This window comes from Novosphingobium kaempferiae, from assembly GCF_021227995.1.
Taxonomy (GTDB): Bacteria; Pseudomonadota; Alphaproteobacteria; order Sphingomonadales; family Sphingomonadaceae; genus Novosphingobium; species Novosphingobium kaempferiae.
The window spans coordinates 1006028-1029516 of record NZ_CP089301.1 but is presented as its reverse complement, the minus strand read 5'-3'; the positions used below and the strand labels follow the sequence as shown (position 1 = coordinate 1029516).

General features: G+C 66.7%; 12 protein-coding genes. 8 read left to right on the top strand and 4 right to left on the bottom strand.

All coding sequences use genetic code 11. From position 1 onward, the window contains the following. Nucleotides 1–152: 152 nt before the first annotated feature. From LO787_RS04765 to LO787_RS04735, 6 genes are all read left to right on the top strand, one after another. A complete protein-coding gene (locus LO787_RS04765) occupies nt 153–2513 on the top strand; it encodes a glycoside hydrolase family 127 protein (protein ID WP_232494703.1) in 2361 nt (786 codons plus the stop codon). Between the two features lie 6 nt (nt 2514–2519). Beyond that, nucleotides 2520–5333, top strand: coding sequence for a DUF885 family protein (locus LO787_RS26170; protein ID WP_338045412.1), 2814 nt, complete (start codon nt 2520–2522; stop codon nt 5331–5333). Between the two features lie 802 nt (nt 5334–6135). Next, a complete protein-coding gene (locus LO787_RS04750; protein WP_232494702.1) occupies nt 6136–7065 on the top strand; it encodes a dihydrodipicolinate synthase family protein in 930 nt (309 codons plus the stop codon). A gap of 10 nt (nt 7066–7075) precedes the next feature. After that, on the top strand, nt 7076–8074 hold the full coding sequence (locus tag LO787_RS04745) for a 4-hydroxyproline epimerase (protein ID WP_232494701.1): 999 nt from the start codon (nt 7076–7078) through the stop codon (nt 8072–8074). Between the two features lie 115 nt (nt 8075–8189). After that, nucleotides 8190–10460, top strand: a complete 2271-nt coding sequence (locus LO787_RS04740; RefSeq protein ID WP_232494700.1) for a S9 family peptidase — start codon at nt 8190–8192, stop codon at nt 10458–10460. A gap of 50 nt (nt 10461–10510) precedes the next feature. Further along, nucleotides 10511–13612, top strand: coding sequence for a glycoside hydrolase family 2 TIM barrel-domain containing protein (locus LO787_RS04735; RefSeq protein WP_232494699.1), 3102 nt, complete (start codon nt 10511–10513; stop codon nt 13610–13612). Nucleotides 13613–13870: 258 nt separating this feature from the next. Here LO787_RS04735 and LO787_RS04730 read toward each other — a convergent pair whose 3' ends face one another. The 4 genes from LO787_RS04730 to LO787_RS04715 all read right to left on the bottom strand — a co-directional run bounded on the left by LO787_RS04730 (nt 13871) and on the right by LO787_RS04715 (nt 20698). Further along, entirely contained in the window at nt 13871–16804 is a 2934-nt protein-coding gene (locus tag LO787_RS04730; RefSeq protein ID WP_232494698.1) for a TonB-dependent receptor domain-containing protein, read from the bottom strand. 232 nt (nt 16805–17036) lie between these two features. Continuing rightward, complete coding sequence (locus tag LO787_RS04725; protein WP_232494697.1) at nt 17037–18548, bottom strand: glycoside hydrolase family 27 protein; 1512 nt, start codon at nt 18546–18548, stop codon at nt 17037–17039. Between the two features lie 48 nt (nt 18549–18596). Then, nucleotides 18597–20018, bottom strand: a complete 1422-nt coding sequence (locus LO787_RS04720) for an amino acid permease (RefSeq protein WP_232494696.1) — start codon at nt 20016–20018, stop codon at nt 18597–18599. Between the two features lie 23 nt (nt 20019–20041). Beyond that, the gene (locus LO787_RS04715) at nt 20042–20698 is read right to left on the bottom strand and encodes a GntR family transcriptional regulator (RefSeq protein WP_232494695.1); all 657 of its coding nucleotides are present in this window, start codon (nt 20696–20698) and stop codon (nt 20042–20044) included. Between the two features lie 283 nt (nt 20699–20981). Here LO787_RS04715 and LO787_RS04710 point away from each other — a divergent pair, with 283 nt between their 5' ends. Continuing rightward, the gene (locus LO787_RS04710) at nt 20982–22202 is read left to right on the top strand and encodes an NAD(P)/FAD-dependent oxidoreductase (RefSeq protein ID WP_232494694.1); all 1221 of its coding nucleotides are present in this window, start codon (nt 20982–20984) and stop codon (nt 22200–22202) included. Between the two features lie 13 nt (nt 22203–22215). After that, nucleotides 22216–23415, top strand: coding sequence for a M24 family metallopeptidase (locus LO787_RS04705; protein WP_232494693.1), 1200 nt, complete (start codon nt 22216–22218; stop codon nt 23413–23415). Nucleotides 23416–23489 lie beyond the last annotated feature (74 nt).

Sequence of the window (23489 nt, the reverse complement as noted above, 5' to 3'; positions counted from 1 at the left end):
CCGCTGTTGCCGCAAAGAAGGCCAAAGCATGCGGATGGCGGCATCCGCCGTCAATAAAATTATACGATATAAGATTTGGCAACGTGAGCGGCTTGACTTCGATGCCCCTCCATCTATCGTACAGTATACGATATTCGATAGGAGTTTCTGAAATGAAGGCCAATCGCCGCGAATGGATGGCGGGCGTTGCCGCGCTTGCCGTCTGCTCCGTCCCGTTCAAGGGCTTTGCGGCGGTCATCGCGCCCAAGTTTCCGATCAGGGCGAATCCCCTGCCGCTGACCGACGTTCGCCTGCGCCCTTCCGACTACGCCACGGCGGTCGAGGTCAACCTCGACTACCTGCTTTCGCTCAGTCCCGACCGCTTCCTCCACAACTTCCGCAAGTACGCAGGGCTGGAGCCGAAGGCGCCGATCTACGGCGGGTGGGAATCCGACACGATCGCGGGGCATACGCTGGGGCACTACATCTCCGCGCTGGTGCTGGTGTGGCAGCAGACGGGCAATCCCGAATGCCGCACCCGCGCGGACTATATCGTCGGTGAACTCGCGCTCTGTCAGTCGAAGCGCGACGACGGCTATGTGGGTGGCCTCGGCCGCAAAAACAAGGAGGGCCAGACCGTCGACGGCCGCGAGGTCTTCGACGAGGTCGCACGCGGGCAGATCAAGTCGGGCGGCTTCGATCTCAACGGTTCGTGGGCGCCGCTCTACACCGTCCACAAGACCTTCGCGGGCCTGCTCGACGTGCATCAGGCATGGGGTAACGAGGGCGCGCTGAAGGTCGCCATCGGACTTGCGGGCTACTTCGAGAAGGTTTTCGCCGCTCTCTCCGACGCGCAGATGCAGGAGATGCTGGGCTGCGAGTACGGCGGCCTCAACGAAAGCTACGCCGAACTCTATGCCCGCACCGGCGAGGTGCGCTGGCTCAAGGTGTCGGAGCGACTCTACGACAACCGCGTGCTCGATCCGCTGGTGGCGCAGGAGGACAAGCTGGCGAACTTCCACGCCAACACGCAGATCCCCAAGATCATCGGCCTTGCGCGCATCCACGAATTGACCGGCAAGGACGAGCCCGGCCGCGCCGCGCGCTTCTTCTGGGATCGCGTGACGAACCACCACAGCTACGTCATCGGGGGCAATGCCGACCGCGAGTACTTCTTCGAGCCCGACCAGATCGCGCTGCACCTGACCGAGTCCACCTGCGAGCACTGCAACACCTACAACATGCTCAAGCTGACCCGGAAGCTCTACTCCTGGCAGCCGGACGGCGCGCTGTTCGACTATTACGAGCGCGCGCACCTCAACCACGTCATGTCGGCGCAGAACCCGGCGACCGGCGGCTTCACCTATATGACCCCGCTGATGAGCGGCACCGCGCGCGAATTCTCGGCCTCGGGCGGCGAGGAGTTCTGGTGCTGCGTTGGCTCGGGCATGGAAAGCCACGCCAAGCATGGGGACTCCATCTTCTGGGAGGGCGGCGATACCCTGTTCGTCAACCTCTACATTCCGGCCACCGCGCAGTGGAAGGCCAAGGGTGTCGGGCTGACGATCGACACCGAATATCCCTTCAAGTCCGACGTGAAGCTGACCCTCGACGCGGTGAAGCAGGGCGCCTTCACGCTGGCGTTGCGCATCCCGGCCTGGGCGAACGGGCGCGCGGCGATCGCCGTCAACGGCATGCCCGTCCCGCAGCGCGCGGCGAACGGCTACGCCATGATCGAGCGCCGCTGGAAGAAGGGCGACGTGATCGCGCTCACCCTGCCGCTCGATCTGCGGCTCGAGGCGGCGCAGGGATCGCAGGATGTCGTCGCCGTGGTGCGCGGCCCGATGGTCATGGCCGCCGACCTCGGTCCGGCCGAGAAGGAGTGGACCGCCGTCGAACCCGCGATGGTGGGCGAGAACCTGCTTGCCGCATTCCAGCCTCAGGTCTCGGACCGCCCGCGCTATCTGGCCAAGGGCGTGATCCGCCCCGGCGACCTGACGTTCGTGCCGTTCTACAGCCAGTACGATCGCCGCAGCGCGGTCTACTTCAAGCGCTTCTCCGAAAGCGGCTGGAAGACCGAGGAAGCCGCCTTCCTTGCCGAGCAGGTGCGTCAGAAGGATCTCGCCGCGCGCTCGATCGACGTCATGCACCTCGGCGAAATGCAGCCGGAACGCGATCACAACCTGACCTCGGAAATCTCGTACCCGGTTTCGTACCGTGGCCGTAACGGACGCGATGCGCGTTCGGGCGGGTTCTTCGAGTTCGCGATGAAGGTGAAGCCCGGCCCGCTGGTCCTTCAGGCCAGCTACTGGGGCGACGAGCGGCTGCGCACGTTCGACATCCTTGTCGACGGCACGAAGATCGCCACGCAGAAGCTGGATCACGACACGCCGGGCAAGTTCTTCGACGTCGACTACCCCGTCCCCGAGGCAGTCACCAAGGGCAAGAGCGAGGTCAAGGTGCGCGTCGTGCCGCATGACCGCACGTCCGCCGGTCCGGTCTTCGGCATGCGCATGGTCATCGCGAAGAAGTAACCCCCGATGAGCATCAACGAAGACGTCGCCCTGTCCATCGCCGAGGCGGGCGAGCTTGCCCGCACCGTGCTTGGCGCATGGGGCCTCGCGCCCGACCATGCCGCCGCCGTGGCCGAGACCATGGTGCGCGGGGAGCGGGACGGCTGCACCTCGCACGGGCTCTACCGCCTGCTCGTCGCCGCCAATTCGGTGGAGCGCGGCGTCGTCGTGCCCGATGCCGTTCCCGAAGTGAGCGAGCCTGCCCCGGCGCTCGTCCGGGTCGACGGCAAGGGCGGCTTCGCCCAGCTTCCCTTCGAGCAGGGCATGCCGCTGCTGGTCGAGAAGGCGAAGCGGTACGGCATCGCCGCGCTGGCGATCAACAACGCGGTCCACTTCGCCGCGCTCTGGCCCGAGGTCGAGGCGCTGGCGGAGCAGGGCCTTGTCGCGCTGGCCTTCACCCCCAGCCATTCGTGGGTGGCGCCGGAAGGCGGGACGAAGCCGGTCTTCGGCACCAACCCTATCGCCTTCGGCTGGCCGCGCTCGGGTAAGGCCCCGTTCGTGTTCGACTTCGCCACCAGCGCCGTCGCGCGCGGGGAGATTGAACTGCACCGCCGCGCCGGAAAGGCGATCCCGGCGGACTGGGGCTACGATGCCGAGGGCAATCCCTCGACCGACGCCGAGGCCGTGCTGGCGGGCGCGATGCGCACGTTCGGCGCGCACAAGGGTTCGGCGCTGGCGGCGATGGTGGAACTCGTCGCCGGGCCGCTGATCGGCGACATGACGAGCGCGGAATCGATGGCGGCTGACGAAGGCCGCGGCGGCTCGCCCATCGGCGGCGAGCTGATCCTTGCCATCGATCCTGCGGGCTTCCTCGGCGTCGGAGTGGAAGACCACCTGCACCGCGCCGAGACGATGTTCGAGACGATCGAAGGGCAGGGCGCGCGCCTGCCGGGAACCCGCCGCCTGATCGCGCGGGCGCACTCCGCCGCGCATGGGCTGCGCATCCCGGCGAAGCTGCATCACGACATTCTGGAAGTTCTCGAAAGGGGTAATGCCATGAGGAATTCACTCGGACGGGCCGTACTGCTCGCCGGCGCGGCCATGGCCGCAACGCCGCCGGTGGCGATGGCCGCTCCGGCTGCGCAAGTCGCCAGGGCCGAGACGGCGGACGCCACGTTCGAGGCGATCTCGACCGCCGAGTTCGCATGGCGCCAGAAGCAGACCGCGCCGTGCGAGGACACGCCCAAGGACGCAAAGGTCCAGCTTCCCGACGTCGGTCCGAAGGCGCAGGCCGAGCGGCTCGCCTGCTGGGAAACGGTGGAGAAGCAGCTTGCCGCGATCGACCAGAAGCAGCTCTCGCCCGCCAACCGGGTGAACTTCGCGGTCTACAAGGGCCAGATCGACGCGCTGCTCGCATCGCAGCGCTACCGCGACTACGAGAAGCCGTTCAACGCCGATACCAGCTTCTGGGCCGACCTTGCCGACTGGGCGCGCAATCCGGTCAAGGATCGCGAGGCCGCGGACGACTACATCGAGATGCTGCGCCAGATCCCGCGCTACTACGACCAGCAGATCGAGAACATGCGCGCCGGTTTGAAGCGCGGGTTCACCGCGCCGCACGTCACGCTGGAAGGTCGCGACAAGGGCATCGAATTGATCACGCAGGCGAAGACGGTCGAGGATTCGCCCTTCTACGCGCCGCTGAAAGCACTGCCCGCGACCATCCCCGCCACCGACCGCGAGAAGCTGCAGGCCGAGGCGCGCAAGCTGATCGTCGAAGGCGTCGTGCCCGCTCACGTCAAGCTGCTCGCCTTCATGCGCGGCGAGTACGAGAAGGGCGCGCGCAAGACGCTAGCAGCCTACGACCTGCCCGACGGCAAGGCCTATTATCAGTCGAAGATCGCCGAGTTCGTCACCCTCGACAAGAGCGCGCAGGACATCCACCAGATCGGCCTGTCCGAGATGGCGCGCATCCGTTCGCAGATGGCCGAGGTGATGAGCCAGGTCGAGTTCAAGGGCGACCTCAAGGCGTTCCTGCACTTCCTGCGCACCGATCCGCAGTTCTATCCCAAGACCCCGAACGAACTGCTCTATCGCGCAGCGTGGATCGCCAAGCAGTTCGACGGCAAGGCCGACCAGTTCTTCGGCCGCATGCCGCGCCAGCGCTTCGCCATCAAGCCGGTGCCGGACGACGTCGCGCCGTTCTACACCGGCGGGCGCGGCGGGCCGGGGATCTACCTCGTCAACACCTACAACCTGCCGAGCCGCCCGTTCTACTCGCAGGTCGCGCTGACCCTGCACGAGAGCGCGCCGGGCCATGCGATGCAGATGCCGCTGGCGGCGGAGAACAAGGATCTGCCTGCGTTCCGTCGCGACACCTACCTCTCCGCCTACGGCGAGGGCTGGGCGCTCTACTGCGAGGCGCTGGGCGAGGACATGGGCATGTACGAGACGCCCTACGACCGCTTCGGCATGCTGAGCTATCAGGCCTGGCGCGCCTCGCGCCTCGTCGTCGACACCGGCATTCACGCGATGGGCTGGAGCCGCGAACAGGCGCAGCAGTACTTCCGCGACAACACCGCGCTGTCCGAGCACGAGATCGAGACGGAGGTCGATCGTTACATCTCATGGCCGGGGCAGGCGCTGTCCTACTACATGGGGCAACTGGCCTTCGTCGATGCGCGCAAAAAGGCAGAGAAGGCACTCGGCCCGAAGTTCAACATCCGCGCCTTCCACGATGCGGTGCTGGAACTGGGCGGCGTGCCGCTGCCGCTGATCGACCAGCGGGTCGACCAGCTCATCAAGGACGGCGGCAAGGGGCCGTATCCGGACGAGGAGTGAGTTTTGAATCCCTCCCCGAGCTTGCTCGGGGAGGTGGCAGCGCGAAGCGCTGACGGAGGGGGAATTGCGCAAGGTTCTCCCCCTCCACCACCGCCTGCGGCGGCGGTCCCCCTCCCCGAGACAAGCTCGGGGAGGAATTGGCGTAACTTGCACCCACACTTCGTCATTGCGAGCGCAGCGAAGCAATCCAGCGGCTTGGGCCGACCGTGGATTGCTTCGCTGCGCTCGCAATGACGAACGTCTGGAATGGACACACGAAAACGCCCGCTGGCGAGTGCGGGCTTTACGCCGGGGGAAGATCGACAGGCGGACCGAGGATAACATCGGGTCGGCGTCGTGAGCGTCCGACTGGGACGCGGGGGTCTGGTTTCCACAGCGCGTTGCGAGTGGCCGGGTAGGTGCGGAGAGCAGCCCGGCTCGACCAGTATTCCATCGGACCTGTCCGGTATGACCGACGTTGGGGTTCGCGTCGGTGCCGGTCATGGGACTTCCGGGAGAGCCGCTCCCAGGCCGAGATGAACTCGGTTGGGGGAACGGCCGGGCCAGAGCCTAGAGGACGGTCCGGGTCTTCGATGGACACCGTGGTGCGTAGCTACGGCTTGATACCGCATCCCGGCCCACGACGCCGACCCGATACACCTCTCCAGCGTGATCATCGCCAGATCGGATGTCGCGGTGTATAACCTATACGGTTCATCTTGTCAAGATTTCAGTCTGTTCACCGCAGCCTTTTTTGCAGTTGCACACCTATACCAGATATCGTATACGATATTTCAAATCACAGCGTAGGACGGAAATCTAAATGGCAATCGGTTGGAAGGGTGTTTTCCCGGCAGTCACCACGCAGCTTCGCGCGGACCTGTCGATCGACTTGGCGGACACCCAGCGCGTCGTCGATGATCTGATCCGTGACGGCGTCACGGGCGTGATCGCGCTCGGCACGGTCGGCGAGAACAACTCGCTGGAATTCGAGGAAAAGGTCCAGGTTCTCTCGGCTATCGTCGAAGTCGTCGACGGTCGCGTGCCGGTCATCACCGGCTGCTCGGAATACGACACGCGCCGCGCGGTGCGCTATGCGCAGGCGGCAGAAAAGGCTGGCGCGGACGGCCTCATGCTGCTGCCGCCGATGGTCTACGTGCCCAAGGCGCATGAACTCGTCGCGCACTTCAAGGGCGTGGCCGAGAGCATGGGCCTGCCGATCATGCTCTACAACAACCCGCCCGCCTACCGCACCGTCATCGACAAGGACGTGCTGACCGCGCTGGTCGACGTGCCGAACATCGTGGCGGTCAAGGAATCCGCCCCCGACACCCGTCGCTTCACCGACTTCAGGAACGAGTTCGGCGATCGCTACGTGCTGTTCGCAGGGCTCGACGACGTGGCGCTCGAAGGGCTCTACCTCGGTGCGCAGGGCTGGGTTTCGGGCCTCACCAACGCCTTCCCGAAGGAATCGGTCGAACTCGTCAACGCCTTCGCGCGCGGCGACCATGCCAAGGCGCTCGAAATCTACCGCTGGTTCATGCCGCTGCTCCACCTTGATGCCGAGCACGATCTGGTGCAGTCGATCAAGCTGGCCGAGGAAGTCATGGGTCGCGGTTCCGAGCGCGTTCTGCCCCCGCGCTACGTGCTCCAGGGCGAGCGCCGCGCGGAAGTGATCGCGATGGTCGAAAAGGCCGCGGCGACCCGTCCCGACCTTACGCCCACCACCACCACCGCCACCGTGCTGGCCTAAGGGAGCGTCGATGCGGCATACTTTCTTCTGCATCGACGGCCATACGGCAGGTAACCCCGTCCGCCTCGTGGCGGGCGGGGCGCCGCTGTTGAAGGGCGCCTCGATGTCCGAGCGGCGACAGGATTTCCTGTCGCGTTTCGACTGGATCCGCACCGGCCTGTGCTTCGAGCCGCGCGGGCATGACATGATGTCGGGCGGGTTCCTCTATCCACCGGTCGATCCCGCGAACGACATCGGCATCCTGTTCATCGAGACCAGCGGCTGCCTGCCGATGTGCGGCCACGGCACCATCGGCATCGTCACCTTCGGCCTCGAACACGGGTTGATCCAGCCTGCCGTGCCGGGCCGCCTCAAGGTGGAAGTGCCCGCCGGCACCATCGATATCGCCTACGAGACCGATGGCCCGAAGGTCACGTCGGTGCGCATCACCAACGTCCCCGCCTATGTCGCCGCGCGCGGTATCGAGGTGGACGTGGAAGGCATCGGCCCGCTGTCGGTCGACGTGTCCTATGGCGGCAACTACTACGCCATCGTCGAGCCGCAGGGTGCCTATACCGGCCTCGACGACCTCGGCGCGGCGCGCATCGTCGAACTGTCGAACCGCGTGCGCGAGGCGGTTCGCGCGAAGTTCGAGCCGGTCCATCCGCTCGACCCGACCATCCGTGGCGTCAGTCATGTCCTGTGGGCCGACAAGCCGAAGCACGACGGCGCGGACGGCCGCAACGCCGTGTTCTACGGCGACAAGGCGATCGACCGCAGCCCCTGCGGCACCGGCACTTCGGCGCGGCTCGCGCATCTGGCGGCGGACGGCAGGCTTTCGGTCGGCGACCGGTTCGTCCACGAAAGCTACATCTGCTCGCGCTTCATCGGCCGGGTGGAACAGGCCGTGACGCTGGGCGACCAGCCCGCCATCATCCCCTCCATCGAGGGTTCGGCGGTGGCCACCGGGTTCAACACCATCTGGATCGACCGCGAAGACCCGTTCTGGGCGGGCTTCCAGGTCAAGTAAGTCGTAAAAACCTTCGTCATTGCGAGCGTAGCGAAGCAATCCGGAGCGGCGCGATCCGCTCTGGATTGCTTCGGACCTCAGGTCCTCGCAATGACGAAGCAACAGGAGATCAGTCATGTCCCGCGCGCTCCGCCGCCTGTCCCTGTCCGGCGCCATCGCGGGGGTCCTGCTTACCTCGCCCGCGCTCGCCGCACCGACCCGCGAGCAGGTGGATCGCTCGCTCGCCCTGCGCGAGGACTGGCAATACCTGACGCGCGAGATCGCCTGGCCCGCGACATGGACGCCGGACGGCAAGGCGTTCTCCTATCGCAAGACGGTGGAGGGCGGCTTCGCCTTCGAGACCGCCGACGCCGCGACGCTCGCCAAGACCCCGGCGTTCGACCACGAACGCCTCGCCGTCGCGCTGACGAAGGCGATGGGCAGGCCGGTGCAGGCGCTGCGCCTGCCGTTCTCCGAGTTCGGCTATGACGGGGACCGCACCGCGATCCTGTTCTGGTCGGGCGAGCAGGGCTGGCGCTGCGCTCTGGTCGAGTACACCTGCGCCCCGCAGGCCGACCGTGGCCGTCCGCGCGGCTTCGGCGTGGTGCGCGACCTTTCGGTGCCCGCCGACAACCACCCGCGCGTCTCCCCTGACGGCAAGCGCGAGGCGCTGGTGGAGGACGACAACCTTGTCGTGCGTAAGAAAGGCGGCGGCGATCCGGTGCGGCTGAGCACGGACGGCTCGGCGGGCGACTTCTACGACCCCGAGACGATCGCGTGGTCGTCCGACAACCGCCACCTGATGATCTACCGCGTGCGCCCCGGCTATGCCCGCAAGGTGCTGCGCGTGGAGGCGGCGCCCGAGGGGCAGATTCAGCCGAAGGTGCAGAGCCAGCTCTATCCCAAGCCCGGTGACGCGGTGGATATCGAGCAGCCGGTGCTCTTCGATGTCGAGACCGGCCGCCAGACCGTGATCGACGCCGCGCTGTTCCCCAATGCCTACGAACTGTCCTCGCCGCGCTGGCGTCCTGACGGGCGCTCCGTCTCGTTCGGCTACGTCCGGCGTGGGTTCGGGCAGGCGAAGGTGATCGCGGTCGACGCCGCCACCGGCAAGGCGCACGCCGCCGTTACCGAGGATGCGCGCACCTTCGTCTACGCCGACCGCCGCTTCGCGTGGGAAGTCGGCAAGGCGGGTGACGAGATCGTCTGGGCGTCCGAGCGGGACGGCTGGAACCACCTCTACCTGATCGACGCTCGCACGGGCCGGGTGAAGAACCACATCACCACCGGCGACTGGGTCGTGCGTGACGTACTGAAGGTGGATGACGCCAGGCGGCAGGTGTGGTTCTCCGCCAGCGGCATGGACAAGGGCGAAGACCCGTACTTCCGCCATATCTACCGCATCGACTTCGACGGCCGGAACCTGACCACGCTCACCCCGGAGAAGGCGGACCATACCGCCAGCCTCTCTCCCGACATGACGCTGCTGGTAGACAATTACTCGCGCGTAGATCTGCCCAACGTCAGCGTCCTGCGCCGCGCCAGCGACGGCACGGTGGTCCAGACCGTCACCACCGGCGACATCACCCGCCTCACCGCCGCAGGCTTCCGCGCGCCAGAGGTCTTCACCGCCAAGGGCCGCGACGGCAAGACCGATATCTGGGGCCTCGTCGTGCGCCCGCGCGACTACGATCCGGCGAAGAAGTACCCGGTGATCGAGAACATCTACGCGGGCCCTCACGACAGCTTCGTGCCCAAGCAGTTCTGGCCCTTCGGCTACCACTCGGGCGGGGACAAGGTGATCGGCATGCAGGCGCTGGCCGACCTCGGCTTCATCGTCGTGCAGATCGACGGCATGGGCACGGCCAACCGTTCCAAGGCGTTCCACGACGTCGCGTGGAAGAACCTTCAGGATTCCGGCTTCCCTGACCGCATCCTGTGGCACAAGGCGCTGGCGGCAAAGGATCCCGCCTACGACGTCAGCCGTGTCGGCATCTACGGCGCATCGGCGGGCGGGCAGAGCACGCTCAACGCGCTGTTGTTTCACGGCGATTTCTACAAGGCAGGCGTCGCCTATGCGGGCTGCTACGACAACCGCATGGACAAGATCAGCTGGAACGAACAGTGGCTCGGCTGGCCGGTGGACAAGAGCTACGCCGATGCCTCGGGCGTGGACAATGCCGCGAAGCTGACCGGCAAGCTGTTCCTCATCGTGGGCGAGCAGGACAGCAACGTCGACCCGGCCTCGACGATGCAGGTGGTCGATGCGCTCATCAAGGCGGACAAGGATTTCGACCTCCTCGTCGTTCCCGGCGGCGAGCACAGCGTCGGCCGCTCCACCGGCCCCATCGACTACGTGACGCGGCGGCAGTTCGATTTCTTCGTGCGGGCGCTTCAGGAGAAGTAGCGCCTGCGCGTCGAAGCCCCCGGCGATCATACCCGACAGAGGAACCTGACATGCGCACCATCATCCACACCAGCATGACGGCGCTCGCCGCCAGCCTCCTCGCTAGCCCGGTCCTCGCTCAAACCACGGCCGAGTGGGAGCAGCCCGAAGTGGTGCGACAGGGCGCGGAGCCCATGCACACCACCTTCGACGGGTTCGAGACCCGCGCCGGTGCACTGTCCCGCGACGTGGCGAAATCGCGCTATCACCTCTCGCTCGACGGCGACTGGAAGTTCAACCTTTCCGCCACGCCGGAAAGCCGCCCGGCGGACTTCTTCAAGCCCGAATTCGATGTCAGCGGCTGGGGCACGATGAAGGTGCCGGGCATTCTCCAGGCAGAGGGTCATGGCCGCGCCGTCTTCGTGGGCAGCGGTTATCCGTTCCCGCAGAACCAGCCGAAAATCGACCACGGCATCAACGAACTCGGCTCCTACCGCCGTGACTTCACGGTCCCTGCGCACTTCGCGGGGCGCCGCCTGCTACTGACCGTGGGCGCGGCGGGTGCGGCCTATTACATCTGGGTCAACGGGCAGCGCGTCGGCTACTCGGAGGATTCCAAGCTCCCGGCCGAGTTCGACGTGACCGCCTATGCCCGCCCGGGCAGGAACACGGTGGCGATCGAACTCTATCGCTTCGCCGACGGCAGCTACCTTGAGGACCAGGACTTCTGGCGCGTCAACGGGATCGAGCGCAGCGTGACGCTCTATGCCGCGCCGCAGACGCATATCCGCGATCTCGTCGTCGATGCGGGCCTCGCCAACGACTACCGTGACGGCACGCTGGGCGTGAAGGTCGATCTCGGCGGCAAGTCCGCCGCGATGCGCGTGCGGGCGACGGTGCTCGACGGCAAGCGCACGGTGCTGACGCGCGAGGGAACCGCCGGGGAGAGCGTCGCGCTGTCCGCAAGCCTGCCGGCCGTGCGCACATGGACGGCGGAAGCGCCCAACCTCTACACGCTGCTGGTCGAACTGCTCGACGACAAGGGCCGTCTGGTCGAGGCGACGAGCCGCCGTATCGGCTTCCGCACGGTGGAGATCGCGGGCGGCGAAGTGCGCGTCAACGGCAGGCGCATCATGATCCGCGGCGTCAACCGCCACGAACATGATCCGAAGACCTTCCGCATCGTGTCGGAAGCGACGATGCGCCGCGACATCGAACTGATGAAGGCGGCCAACGTCAACGCCGTGCGTACCAGCCATTATCCCAACGATCCGCGCTGGTACGAACTCGCCGACGAATACGGCCTCTACGTGATGGACGAGGCCAACATCGAGAGCCACGGCTACCTCGGCCTCTCGCAGCAGCACGACAACGATCCGTCCTACCTGCTCGGCAACGACCCCAAATGGCGCGCGGCGCACCTCGACCGCGTGGCGCGCATGGTACAGCGTGATCGCAATCACCCCTCGATCATCTTCTGGTCGCTCGGCAACGAGACCGGCATCGGCCAGAGCTTCGAGGAAGCGGCAAAGTGGGTGAAGGCCAGCGATCCCACGCGCCTCGTCAGCTTCCTTGGCTGGAGCATGAGCAACTGGCGGCACCCGACCAATTCCTACGTCGATATCTTCGCGCCGATGTACGACGACGTGCCCAAGATGCTGGACTACGCCGCCGACCCGGCGTTCACGCAGCCGCTGATCCTTTGCGAATACGCGCATGCGATGGGCAACAGCCTGGGCGACCTTGCGGGCTACTGGCAGGTGATGCGCAGCCATCCCAAGCTGCAGGGCGGCTTCGTGTGGGACTGGGTGGACCAGACCATGCTGATGAAGGACAAGGACGGCCGCGAATACTGGGGGCAGGGCGTGGACTTCGATCCCGACCCCAAGGCCCCCGGTGTTCATGGCGACGACAGCCCGGTGGGCGACGGCGTGATCCAGTCCGACCGCACGCCCGATCCGGAATACTATGAGCTGGCGCATGTCCAGTCGCCGGTGAGCTTCGTGCAGGACGCGGGCGGATACCGGGTCGTCAACCGGCACGACCATATCGACCTGTCCGGCTTCACCTTCGACTGGGCGGTGCTGGAGGACGGCGTAGACGTCGCTCATGGCGCCCTCGCTGCTCCTGCGGTCGGCGCCGGAACGAGCGCACCTCTGTCTGTGCCGATCCCGTCCGCGAAGAACCCTGCCGCCGAGCGCTTCCTCGTCCTGCGCGCGCGGGCGAAGGCGGGCACGGTGCCGACGCAGCCTGCCGGGCATGTCGTCGGGTGGGAGCAGTTCGCCCTGTCACCCGTCGCCTCGGTCAGCGTGCCTGCGGGAGCCATCGTCCCGCAGGAGAGCGAGGGCGCGCTGCGTCTCGCCGCCGGGGATGCGGTGTTGGAGATCGACCGCGCAAGCGGCCTCGTCCGCCGCTATGCGCGCGGTGGCAAGGTGCTGCTGACCGGCGGCGCACCGAACTTCTGGCGCGCGCCGACCGACAACGACGTCGGCGCGGGCGTGCCGAAGAGTCATGCCATGTGGCAGCAGTTCTCGCAGAACCGCCGCGTCGAGGCGGTCGTGGTGGAGGGCGACACCATCGTCGTCCGGCACGACATGGGCGTCGGCTCGGTCAAGGTGGAGACGCGCTGGACCATGGCGACGGACGGCACCGTCGGCGTCAAGGTCCACTTCGATCCGCTGCGCGACACGCTGCCCGATCCCCTGCGCCTCGGCCTCGCGTTCGAGACGCTGCCGGTGCTGGACGCCGTGCGCTGGTACGGGCGCGGGCCGCAGGAGACTTACGCGGACCGCAAGACCGGCGGCATGATCGCGCGCTGGGGCGGCAAGCTGGCGGACCAGTTCCACGACTATGCCCGCCCGCAGGAAAGCGGCAACAAGACCGATGTGCGCTGGATCGAACTGAGCGGCGCTGGCACGGGCCTGCGCGTCACCGGCGCGCAGCCGCTCTCGGCCAATGCGCTGGCGTTCCCCTATGCCGACCTCGCGCTGAAGCCGCCGGGGCAGGCGCACAGCTCCGACATCCGCCCGCACGGCAACGGCACGCTGCTGGTCGACATGGCGCAGGCGGGCGTGGGCGGCGACACCGGCTGGAACCTCGATGGCCGCGCGCACATGCCCTATCGCATCGCGCTCAAGCCGGTGACGTGGTCGTTCACCATCGGCAGGCCCTGACCCCAGTTCCTCCCCGAGCTTGCTCGGGGAGGTGGCAGTCGCGCAGCGACTGACGGAGGGGGAATTGTGCCTCCTCCTCCCCTCTCAAATCCCCCTTCCAACCTCCCCCTCCACCACCGCTTCGCGGCGGTCCCGCTCCCCGAGACAAGCTCGGGGAGGAATAAAAAAGACCCGCCCGGTTCTGCAACCGGGCGGGTCATCCGTTGGACGGCGATACTCGATGGATGGGAGGGTAATCGCCGCCCCTCCTGCGGATACTTAGAAGTTCACGGTCGCGCCGACGAAGATCGTGCGGCCCAGCGCGTCGTAGACGCCCGGATAGGTGTTGCCGTTGCCGAACGACTGCAGCAGGCCGGAGTCGAGGATCGGCGGATCCTTGTCGAACAGGTTGTTCACGCCCGCGCGCAGGGTCAGGCGCTTGTCGATCACCTGGGTCAGCGAAAGGTCGATGTAGTTGTAGGCATCGATCTTGCGGTTCACGGTGGTCTTGTCGGCGCTGAGCAGCGGGTTGTCGGTCAGGCTCGACAGCGTGGTGCCGCCGATGTGGCGCCAGGAGACCGAGGCGGTGAAGTCGCCCGGAGCCATCCACGAGAAGCGCGCGACATGGCGCCATTCGGGGGTGGGCTGGCCGCAGGTGTAGCCGAACAGGCCCTTGCAGTCGTAGGAGCCTGCGCCCGGGACCGGCTGCGAGACCTGCTCGATCAGGTAGGTGCCGACGACGCCCACGTTGATGCTGCCGAAGTTGCCGACATCGAAGGTGTAGTCTGCGTTGACGTCGATGCCCGAGGTCTTGAGGTAGCCCGTGTTCATCGTCGTCGAGATGATGTAGCCCGAGTTCTGGCCGAAGACCTGGCCCGAACGCGGATCGCGGACGAACAGGCCGCAGAAGTACGGATCACCGGTGGTGGCGCACTGGCCCATGATGAGCGACGGCGCGATTTGGCCGATGTAGTCCTTCACCTTGATGTTGTAGTAGTCGATCGACAGCGAGAAGCGGCGCAGCGCCTTCGGAGTGATGACCACGCCCAGCGTGTAGGTGTCGGCGGTTTCGGGCTTGAGCGCGGTGTTGCCGCCGCCAAGGCCAGAGCACTGGTCGGACGGGCAGCCCGGAATGCGGCCGTACATGGCCTGGGTCACGCCGGTGAGCCTGCAGATCTCGAACGAGGCGCTCGGATTGGCGCCGGCGCAGGGATCCGTGCCGTTGACGTTGCCGACCGCCTGCGAGGCGAAGAGTTCCGCCACGTTGGGCGCGCGGATGGCGCGGTTGTAGCTGGCGCGGACGCGCAGGTCGTCGACCGGGGCCCACGACAGTTCGCCCTTGTAGGTCCACACGTTGTAGCCCGACTTGATGCCCGACGAGTTCTGCTTGTTGTCGTAGGACGAATAACGCAGGCCGCCGTTGATGGTCAGCGAGCGGAAGAACGGCTTGTCCTCGATCAGCGGGATCTCGATTTCGCCGAAGGCCTCGGTCACGGCGATGACGCCGTCGGAGGGCAGGGTGCCGTTCTGCTGCGCGACTTCGTCTGCGGTGAAGTTCAGCGTCTCGCGGCGGCGCTCGACGCCCAGCGCGATGCCGACGCCCCGTTCGGCCCAGGGCAGGGTGACGCCCATCTGGCCGAGGTCGCCGCTCAGCGAGCCGGAGATCACGCTCAGCGAGTTGCGCGAAGCGGTGTTGCTTTCGCCGAAGATGTAGGCCGCCTGCTCCGCCGTCACGCCGCCGGGGGTGAAGACGTTGATGGGGATACAATTCGCGTCGGTCCCGTCGATGACCGAGCGGCAGGTCGGGACGCCGTTGACGTTGATCGCGTTCAGCGCGAGGCCGGCCTTCGCCTGGTTCACGTCGTTCAGGTAGGTTTCCTTGAACTTGACCAGCGAGTACATGTAGTTGACGTCATAGCTGAAGCCGCTGCCGATGTCGCCGCGCACGCCTGCCGAGTAACGGTAGTCGTTGAAGCGCAGGTTGTCGCGGCGGGGCTGGCCGACCACGCGGTAGCCGACGTTGGTGGGCGCCGTGGTGTCGGTGCCTGCAGCCGAGCCGCAGATGGCGGCAAGCTGGCTCGCGTTGGCGTAAGGGTTGTTGCACGATACGTCGAACGCCGTGCCGAACCACACCGCCGAAGGCGCGACCTGCGAGAAGGTCTGGTCCTTCATGTACATCACGCTGCCGTAGAGTTCAGCCGCCTTGCTGATCTCGAACCGGGCGAAACCGCCCGCCGTGTAACGCTTGTCGGAGCGCTGGAAGTAGTTGTCGGGCGCGGTGTTGTAGGCGAACGACGGATCATAGGGGACCAGTGTGCCGCTGCCGTTGTTGATGATCGTCTGGCCCATGTAGGGGCTCAGCTCGGAGAGCGGGATGAACGAGCCGTTCGGCGTGTTGCTCGAACCGCCGCAGAAGAGCTGGTCGAAGTTCTTCGAACCCGTGACCGATTCACGATCCTGCAGGGCGCAGGCCGAAACGTCGCGGCTCGACTGGCGCACCGGGCTGAAGCTGCGGTAGCCGCCGTAGACGGTGATGTTGCCGCGGCCGTCGGCGAAGTTCTTGCCCGCCGCGATGTTGATGTCCTGCTTGCCGCCGTCGATGACCGAACCGGGCGCGTTGTCATAGCCGGAAGCGGCCTGCAGCGCGCGGATCGAGCGGTTGTTGTTGTCGTGCTGGGCGAAGCCGGTCTGGACGTCCATGCGGACGCCGTCGAGATCCTTCTTCAGCACGAAGTTGACGACGCCCGAGAGCGCGTCCGAGCCGTAGACCGCCGAGGCGCCGCCCGACAGGATGTCGATGCGCTCGACAAGGGTGCTGGGGATGAAGCTGGTGTTGATAGCCTGCGAGGGCATCATGCGCTGGCCGTCGATCAGCGTGAGCACGCGGTTCGAGCCGAGGTTGCGCAGGTTGATCTTGGAAGTGCCGTCCGAGCCGTTCGAGACGTTCTCGTTCGCATCGGCAGTGAACTGCGGCAGGCGGTTCAGCACCTGCTCGACCGTGGTGGCGCCCTGGTAGCGGAACTCGTCCGAACCGACGACGGTCTGCGGGCTGTTGCTTTCCAGATCGGCGCGCTTGATGCGCGTGCCGGTGACGACGATGTCGTTGGCCGGCGCGTCGGCGCCTGCTGCGGGCGCTTCCTGCGCCTGCGCGGTTCCCGCGATCAGCGCCGTGAGCGCGACCGCGGCATAGAGCTTCCTGTGATGACCCCTCATTTCGTGACTCCCTGATTGATGCGCAATCATTGCGTCATATAGTCGGACAAGTCAAATACCGTATACGAAATACGGTAATCGATGTGACATCAAGGCATCACGGTTCGGTCATATCACTGAAAATGCGCGATTTATGAGCCAGTCTCATAAGGCGCAGAGGCTGAGACAGGAAGGCCCGCCGCCGGAAATCCGGTGGCGGGCCTCTTCAAACGACGCCGATGAGCCGTAGCCGTTAGCTGCCGACGATGACCATCACTGCGCCGCGCGCGGGCACGGAATAGGCGGCGGGCAGGCGATTCGCCGTCTCGCCCGACCATGCGTCCTCGACGCGCGACACTTTGGCGAGACCCGCGTCGGCTGGCGTGAGCGGAAGCGAGGTCGCCGTCTCGCCCCGGTTGAACAGCGCCAGCGCCACGCGGCCGTCGACAAGCGGCTTGGCCCAGACTTCGACCGCACCCTGCTTGCGCACCGCCTTGCCCTGCACACCCTTCGCATCTTGGTCGATGGCGATGACGCGCTTGTTCGTCAGCATTGCCAGCGTCTCGGGCGACGTCTCGCGCAAGTCATGGCCCATCATCAGCGGTGCGGCGGACATCGCCCAGAGCGACATGTGGGTGCGATATTCGTCCGCGCTCATGCCGCCGTTGCCGACTTCCAGCATGTCCGGGTCGTTCCAGCCGTGCGGCCCGGCCCAGTCGGGGTTGCCGTTCTTGTCGAAGCCGATCTTCGCCATGGCCGGGTAATCGTCGGTGATGTCGCCCGTGGTGCGCCACAGCTGCCCGCCGACATCGCGGCCCCAGCTGCCGACATCGAAGCGGCCATATTCGCACAGGGAATAGATGAATTCCCGCCCGGTCGCCTGCAGCGCCGCGCCCATCTCGTAATAGCTGCGCTTTACGGTGTCGGCGTCGGCATAGAACCATTCGCCCGAGCACAGGTCGTATTTCAGGTAATCGAAGCCCCACTCGGCGTAAGTCTTCGCATCCTGCTGGACGTGGCCGTAGCTGCCCTCGTACCCGGCGCAGGTGCGCGGCCCTTGCGAGGAGTAGATGCCGATCTTCAGCCCTTTGGAATGGACGTAATCGGTCAGCGCCTTCATGTCCGGGAACTTGGCATTGGGCTGGAGCACGCCGTTGGCGTCACGTTGGCCCTGCCAGCCGTCGTCGATGTTGACGTAGAGGTAGCCCGCATCGCGCAGGCCCGTCGAAACCATCGCGTCGGCCATGGCGCGCACGGTCTTGTCGTCGATGTGTTCGTCGAACTTGTTCCAGCTGCTCCAGCCCATCGGCGGCGTGGCGGCGATCTTGCTGGGGATCGGCGCGCCAAGCGGGGGCAGGGCGGTGAACTTGAACGCGCGCTCGCTGGCGTCCTTTGCCTTGCTCTTGCGGCCCTTGCTGTCGATGTCGGACTCCCAGATGCGGCCCTTGAGGCGGGCCTGCCCGTCCTCGATGGCGACGCTCCAGTTCTGGGTCGGGTGCGCCTTGTCGTTGATGTTGCGCGCCGTGAAGTGGAGCACGCCGTCCTCTATGCGGGGGTTCTGCATCTCGACCGGGCCGTACCAAAGCGTGGTGACGCTGCCCTCGATATGGTCGCCCTTGGATTTGACCTCCATCATCGTGACGCCGGGGCGCGGCGGTGTCTCGTCGAACAGCCACACGCCGTCATAGGCGGTTTTCGCAAGGGCAGGCGTGGCGGAAAGGCAGGTGCCGAGCAGGGCGGCGGCAGTGAACAGGGCGCGCGACATCGCAATCTCCTGATGGGAGCGAAAGAAAACGGGGTTGGGAGAGAAGCGTCAGGCCTTGGCGGCGGCAGCCTCGCGGCCCGCATCGCTGCGCAGGCGGCCGTAGAGGACATAGACCAGCAGCCCGATGACGTTCCATGCACCGAAGCGGACTAGCGTCGTGCTCGGCAGGCTGAGCAGCAGGTAGGCGCAGCCCAGGATCGTCAGGGTGCCGACCAGCATCGGCTGCGGGCAGCGGAACAGGCGCGGCAGTTCGGGCGATCGGCGGCGCAGGATCATCAGGCAGGCGCCCACGGCCATGAAGGCGATAAGCGTGCCCGCGTTGGCCAGCTCGGCGATCTCGTCGAGGCGGAAGATGCCTGCGACGACGGCGATGGAAATGCCGGTCATCAGCGTGATGCGGGTCGGCGCGCCGGTGCGCGGGCTCACTTTGGCGAGCGCGCGGGGCAGCAGGCCGTCGCGCGCCATGACGAAGAACACGCGGCTTTGGCCGTACATCATGACGAGGATGACCGAGGGCAGGGCGACGACGGCGGCCAGCGCGATCAGATGCGCGGCGGTGGGATGGCCGAGCTGGCGCAGCACCAGCGCGAGCGGCTCGGGCGAGTTTGCGAGCTGCTGGAAAGGCAGCGCGCCGATCGCGGCGATGGCCACGGCCATATAGATCAGCGTGCAGACCACCATCGAACCGACGATGCCGATGGTCAGGTCGCGCTTGGGATTCTTGGCCTCTTCCGCCGACGTCGCCACCGCGTCGAAACCGTAGAACGCGAAGAAGACGATGGCGGCGGCGGCCATGACGCCGCGCTTCTGGCCCTCGATCTCGGTGCTGGCGAAGCCGTAAGGCATGAACGGCTCAAGGTTGCCGCCCTTGAAGGCAGGCAGCGCCATAGCGACGAAGATCGACAGCGCCACCAGCTTGATGATGACGAGAATGATGTTGAGCGTTGCGCTCTCGCGCGTCCCCGCGATCAGCATGCCCATCACGCCCAGCGCCACCAGCACGGCGGGCAGGTTGACGATGCCGCCGCCGTGCGGGCCGACCAGCAGCATGTGCGGCAGGTGTATCCCAGCGGACTCGATCCATCCGACCAGATAGCCCGACCACCCGACCGCCACGGTCGAGCAGGCCAGCGAGTATTCGAGGATGAGGCTCCATCCCACGATCCAGGCGATCGTTTCGCCCATCGCGGCGTAGGAGAAGGTGTAGGCACTGCCCGCCGCCGGGATCATCGTCGCCATCTCGGCATAGGCGAGGGCGGCGCAGGCGCAGACGGCACCGGCGATCGCGAAGGCGAGGATCACCGCCGGTCCCGCGCGTTCCGCGCCGACGCCGGTGAGCGTGTAGATGCCCGTGCCGACGATCGCGCCGACACCCAGCGCGATCAGATGCGGCCAGCTCAGCGTCTTGGCAAGGGAGTGCCCGGATGCGCGTTGGGACAGTTTTTCAATGGATTTTCGCGGTCCGAGCATGTGGTCCCCTGAACTTTTATGGATCAGCCGGTCTGGCTGGCTGTGAAATGGGCGCGCAGGTCGTCCAGCGTGCTGGCGATGTGCGCGGTGAGAAGATCCTTCACCTTGGCCGCGTCTCCCGCGAGCCAGGTTTCGAGCAGTTCGCTGTGCTCGTTATGCGCCCGGTCGCCTCGCCCGGCGGGCTGGAGGTGCGCGATGACGTAGCGTTCCGCCAGCACTTCGAGGCGCTCCACCAGCTGCGTGGTGAGCAGGCGCTTGCCGGGGCGCACCAGCGCGACGTGGAATTCGCGGTTGCGCACGGCCACGTCGTTGAGGTTGCCCTTGGCGGCGGCGTCAAGGATTTCGAAGGCCTTGCGGGCCGCGTCCTTGTCGGCCTCGTCCGCGTGGGTGCAGGCGTAGGCAGCGGCGGCGGGCTCGGTGGCGAGGCGCAGGAGGTAGATCTCCTCGGCCTGATCCTCCGACATCGGGCGGACGAACCAGCCGCGATTGGCCTGGCTGGTCAGCAATCCCTCATGTTCGAGCCGCGCCAGAGCCTCGCGCAGCGGGATCTTGCTGACGCCGAGTTCCGCGGCAAGGGCATCCTGCCGGACCGGTTCCATGACCGGGAGCTTGCCCTCGACGATCCGTTCTCGGATGACGTCGAAGATGCGTTCGGCAAGCGTGCGGACGACGATTGTCACCAAAGTATCTCCATGCCGGTGCCGACGGCGCCCCCCTGGCGTGCGGCCCATACGCCGTATACGGTAGATGATCGGCTTTCCGGCTGCAATCTGCCGGAAATGCGGCGTCCACCGATGGGTGACTGAACTGAACCTAGACGCACCAGAGCGCTACCTGCGCGGGCCTGAACGCAACCGGGATAGAGCAGAGCGGACGACATGCGCGGTATGGATGGCCTTGTGCGATCGGGCGTCATTTGTTATATGGTATACGGTATAGTCTGACTATTGCAACGGAGTTTTCGTGGGGGTGATCGGTATCGTCGGCGGCGGGGTCGTCGGCCTGTGCGCGGGGCTGGAACTGCTGGAGGCGGGGCATCGCGTCACGCTGGTCGACGACGACCGGGACGCGCAGGCCGCGTCATGGGGCAACGCCGGGCACATCGCGGTCGAGCAGGTCGAGCCGCTGGCCTCCATGGACATGGTGCGCACCCTGCCCAAGCGGCTGTTCATGCGCGGCGGGGCGCTGGCCTTTCCGCCCGGTGCGATGGCGCAGTGGATGCCTTTCGGCCTGAGGCTGCTGGCGGCGTCGCGACCGGCACGCTTCCGGGCCGGGTGCGCCGCGATGACGCCGCTGATGGCGGGCGCGCTCCCCGCGTGGTCGGCGCTGGTCGAGCGTATCGGTGTGCCGGACCTGCTGCGCGATCACGGCCACTTCGTGCTGTGGCAGGACGGCAAGGCGGCACAGGCAGGCCGCGCGGCGTGGGAGTCTGCCGAGACCGGCAAGGCGCAGGTCCATCCCGCCACCGCCGAGGACACCGCGCGTCTTTCCGACCTGTGCCGCGAGCCCGTCGCGGGCGCGGTGCGTTTTTCGGGGACGGCGCAGATTGCCGACCTTGGCGAGTTGCGCGAAGCGCTGCGCCGCGCCTTCATCGCGGGCGGCGGCACGATCATGGAGGCTAGGGCCGAGATCAGCCTCGTCGATGGACGCGCGTGCATCGCGGGCCTCGATACCGATCGCGTTCTGGTCTGCGCGGGCGTGCGGTCGCGCGCGCTGATGGAGGCGCTCGGCCACGAGGTACCGATGATCGCCGAGCGCGGCTACCACATCCGTGCCGATGCGCGTAACTGGCCTGCCGACCTGCCGCCGGTGGTGTTCGAGGAGCGCTCGATGATCGTCACCCGCTATCGCGACACCGTGCAGGCCGCCAGCTTCGTCGAACTCGGCCATCCCGACGCGCCCGCCGACCCGCGCAAGTGGGAGCGGCTGGAGCGGCACGTCGCCGAATTGGGCCTGCCGATCTCCGGTCCGTTCCGCCGCTGGATGGGCTGCCGCCCGACCCTGCCGGACTACCTGCCCGCCATCGGCCGCTCGACGAAGGCGGCCAATCTCTTCTATGCCTTCGGGCATCAGCACCTCGGCCTCACGCTGGCGCCGGTAACGGCCCGGCTGGTGGCCTCGATGATGGCGGGGGAGGAGCCTGCGCTCCCACTCGCCGCCTTCGACCTCGCCCGTTTCGCATAAGGACAAGACTGACATGATCGGCGGATCGACCGCAGAAACCGAACTGGCCGGCCTCTCGGCATGGGCCGACCGCGCCATCGCCCCTGCCCTGGGCATCACGGCGACCGAGCGCGAGGCGCGCATGGACCGGGCGCTCGCGCTGACCGATGATCTCGGTGCGGATGCGCTGCTGGTCGATGCCGGGGCGTCGCTGCGCTACTTCACCGGGCTGCCCTGGGGCCAGACCGAGCGCCTCGTCTCGATGCTGCTCGCGCCCGGCCGCAAGCCGATCATGATCTGCCCGCATTTCGAGATCGGCACGCTGGAGGCCGACCTTGCCGTGCCGGTCGAGATCCGGTCGTGGCAGGAGGACGAGGATCCCGTCGCGCTGGTGCTTGACGCGCTGGCGGAAATCGGCGCGAAGACGCTCGCGATCGACCCGGAACTGCCGTTCCACTTCGCCGAGCGCATCCGCAGCGGCGCTTCGGCGCGGCTGGTGGACGCGATGCCGGTCATCAAGCAGTGCCGCATGGTCAAGTCGGCGGCGGAACTGGCGCTGATGCAGCAGGCCAAGTCGATGACGCTGGAAGTCCACCGCGCCGCCGCGCGCATCCTGCGCCCCGGCATCCGCCAGAGCGAGGTCGTCCACTTCATCGACGCCGCGCACCGCCGCCTCGGCGCCAGCGGATCGAGCTTCTGCATCGTCCAGTTCGGGCAGGCGACCGCCTTCCCCCATGGCCTTCCCGGCGACCGCGCGCTGGAAGAGGGGCAGCTTGTCCTCATCGACACCGGCTGCACGGTGCAGGGCTACCACTCCGACATCACCCGCACGTATGCCTTCGGCGACGTCGCGCAGGACATCCGCGACATCTGGGCCGTCGAGAAGGAAGCGCAGCAGGCCGCCTTCGACGCGGTGCGTCCCGGCGAACCCTGCGAATCCGTGGACGCCGCCGCGCGGGTGGTGCTGGCGAAGGCGGGCCTCGGCCCCGACTACGCGCTCCCCGGCCTGCCGCACCGCACCGGCCACGGCATCGGCCTGTCGATCCACGAACCGGCCTACCTCGTGCGCGGCGACCGCACGCCGCTGGAGCCGGGAATGTGCTTCTCGAACGAGCCGATGATCGTCGTCCCCGGCCGCTTCGGCGTCCGGCTGGAGGATCACATGTATGTGACCGAAACCGGAGCGCGCTGGTTCACCGAGCCGCAGGTGGCGATCGACCGCCCATTCGCCTGATCGCGACAGAAAGCGCGATCAGAGGGTTGAAATGCGAATGATACCGGTGTCATAACGCGGTCTTCCAAAGGCGA

Coding starts and splice junctions, on each gene's coding strand:
- LO787_RS04730 (WP_232494698.1), bottom strand. CDS start 16,804: ATGAGGGGTCATCACAGGAAGCTCTATGCCGCGGTCGCGCTCACGGCG.
- LO787_RS04735 (WP_232494699.1), top strand. CDS start 10,511: ATGCGCACCATCATCCACACCAGCATGACGGCGCTCGCCGCCAGCCTC.
- LO787_RS04750 (WP_232494702.1), top strand. CDS start 6,136: ATGGCAATCGGTTGGAAGGGTGTTTTCCCGGCAGTCACCACGCAGCTT.
- LO787_RS04725 (WP_232494697.1), bottom strand. CDS start 18,548: ATGTCGCGCGCCCTGTTCACTGCCGCCGCCCTGCTCGGCACCTGCCTT.
- LO787_RS04720 (WP_232494696.1), bottom strand. CDS start 20,018: ATGCTCGGACCGCGAAAATCCATTGAAAAACTGTCCCAACGCGCATCC.
- LO787_RS26170 (WP_338045412.1), top strand. CDS start 2,520: ATGAGCATCAACGAAGACGTCGCCCTGTCCATCGCCGAGGCGGGCGAG.
- LO787_RS04740 (WP_232494700.1), top strand. CDS start 8,190: ATGTCCCGCGCGCTCCGCCGCCTGTCCCTGTCCGGCGCCATCGCGGGG.
- LO787_RS04705 (WP_232494693.1), top strand. CDS start 22,216: ATGATCGGCGGATCGACCGCAGAAACCGAACTGGCCGGCCTCTCGGCA.
- LO787_RS04745 (WP_232494701.1), top strand. CDS start 7,076: ATGCGGCATACTTTCTTCTGCATCGACGGCCATACGGCAGGTAACCCC.
- LO787_RS04765 (WP_232494703.1), top strand. CDS start 153: ATGAAGGCCAATCGCCGCGAATGGATGGCGGGCGTTGCCGCGCTTGCC.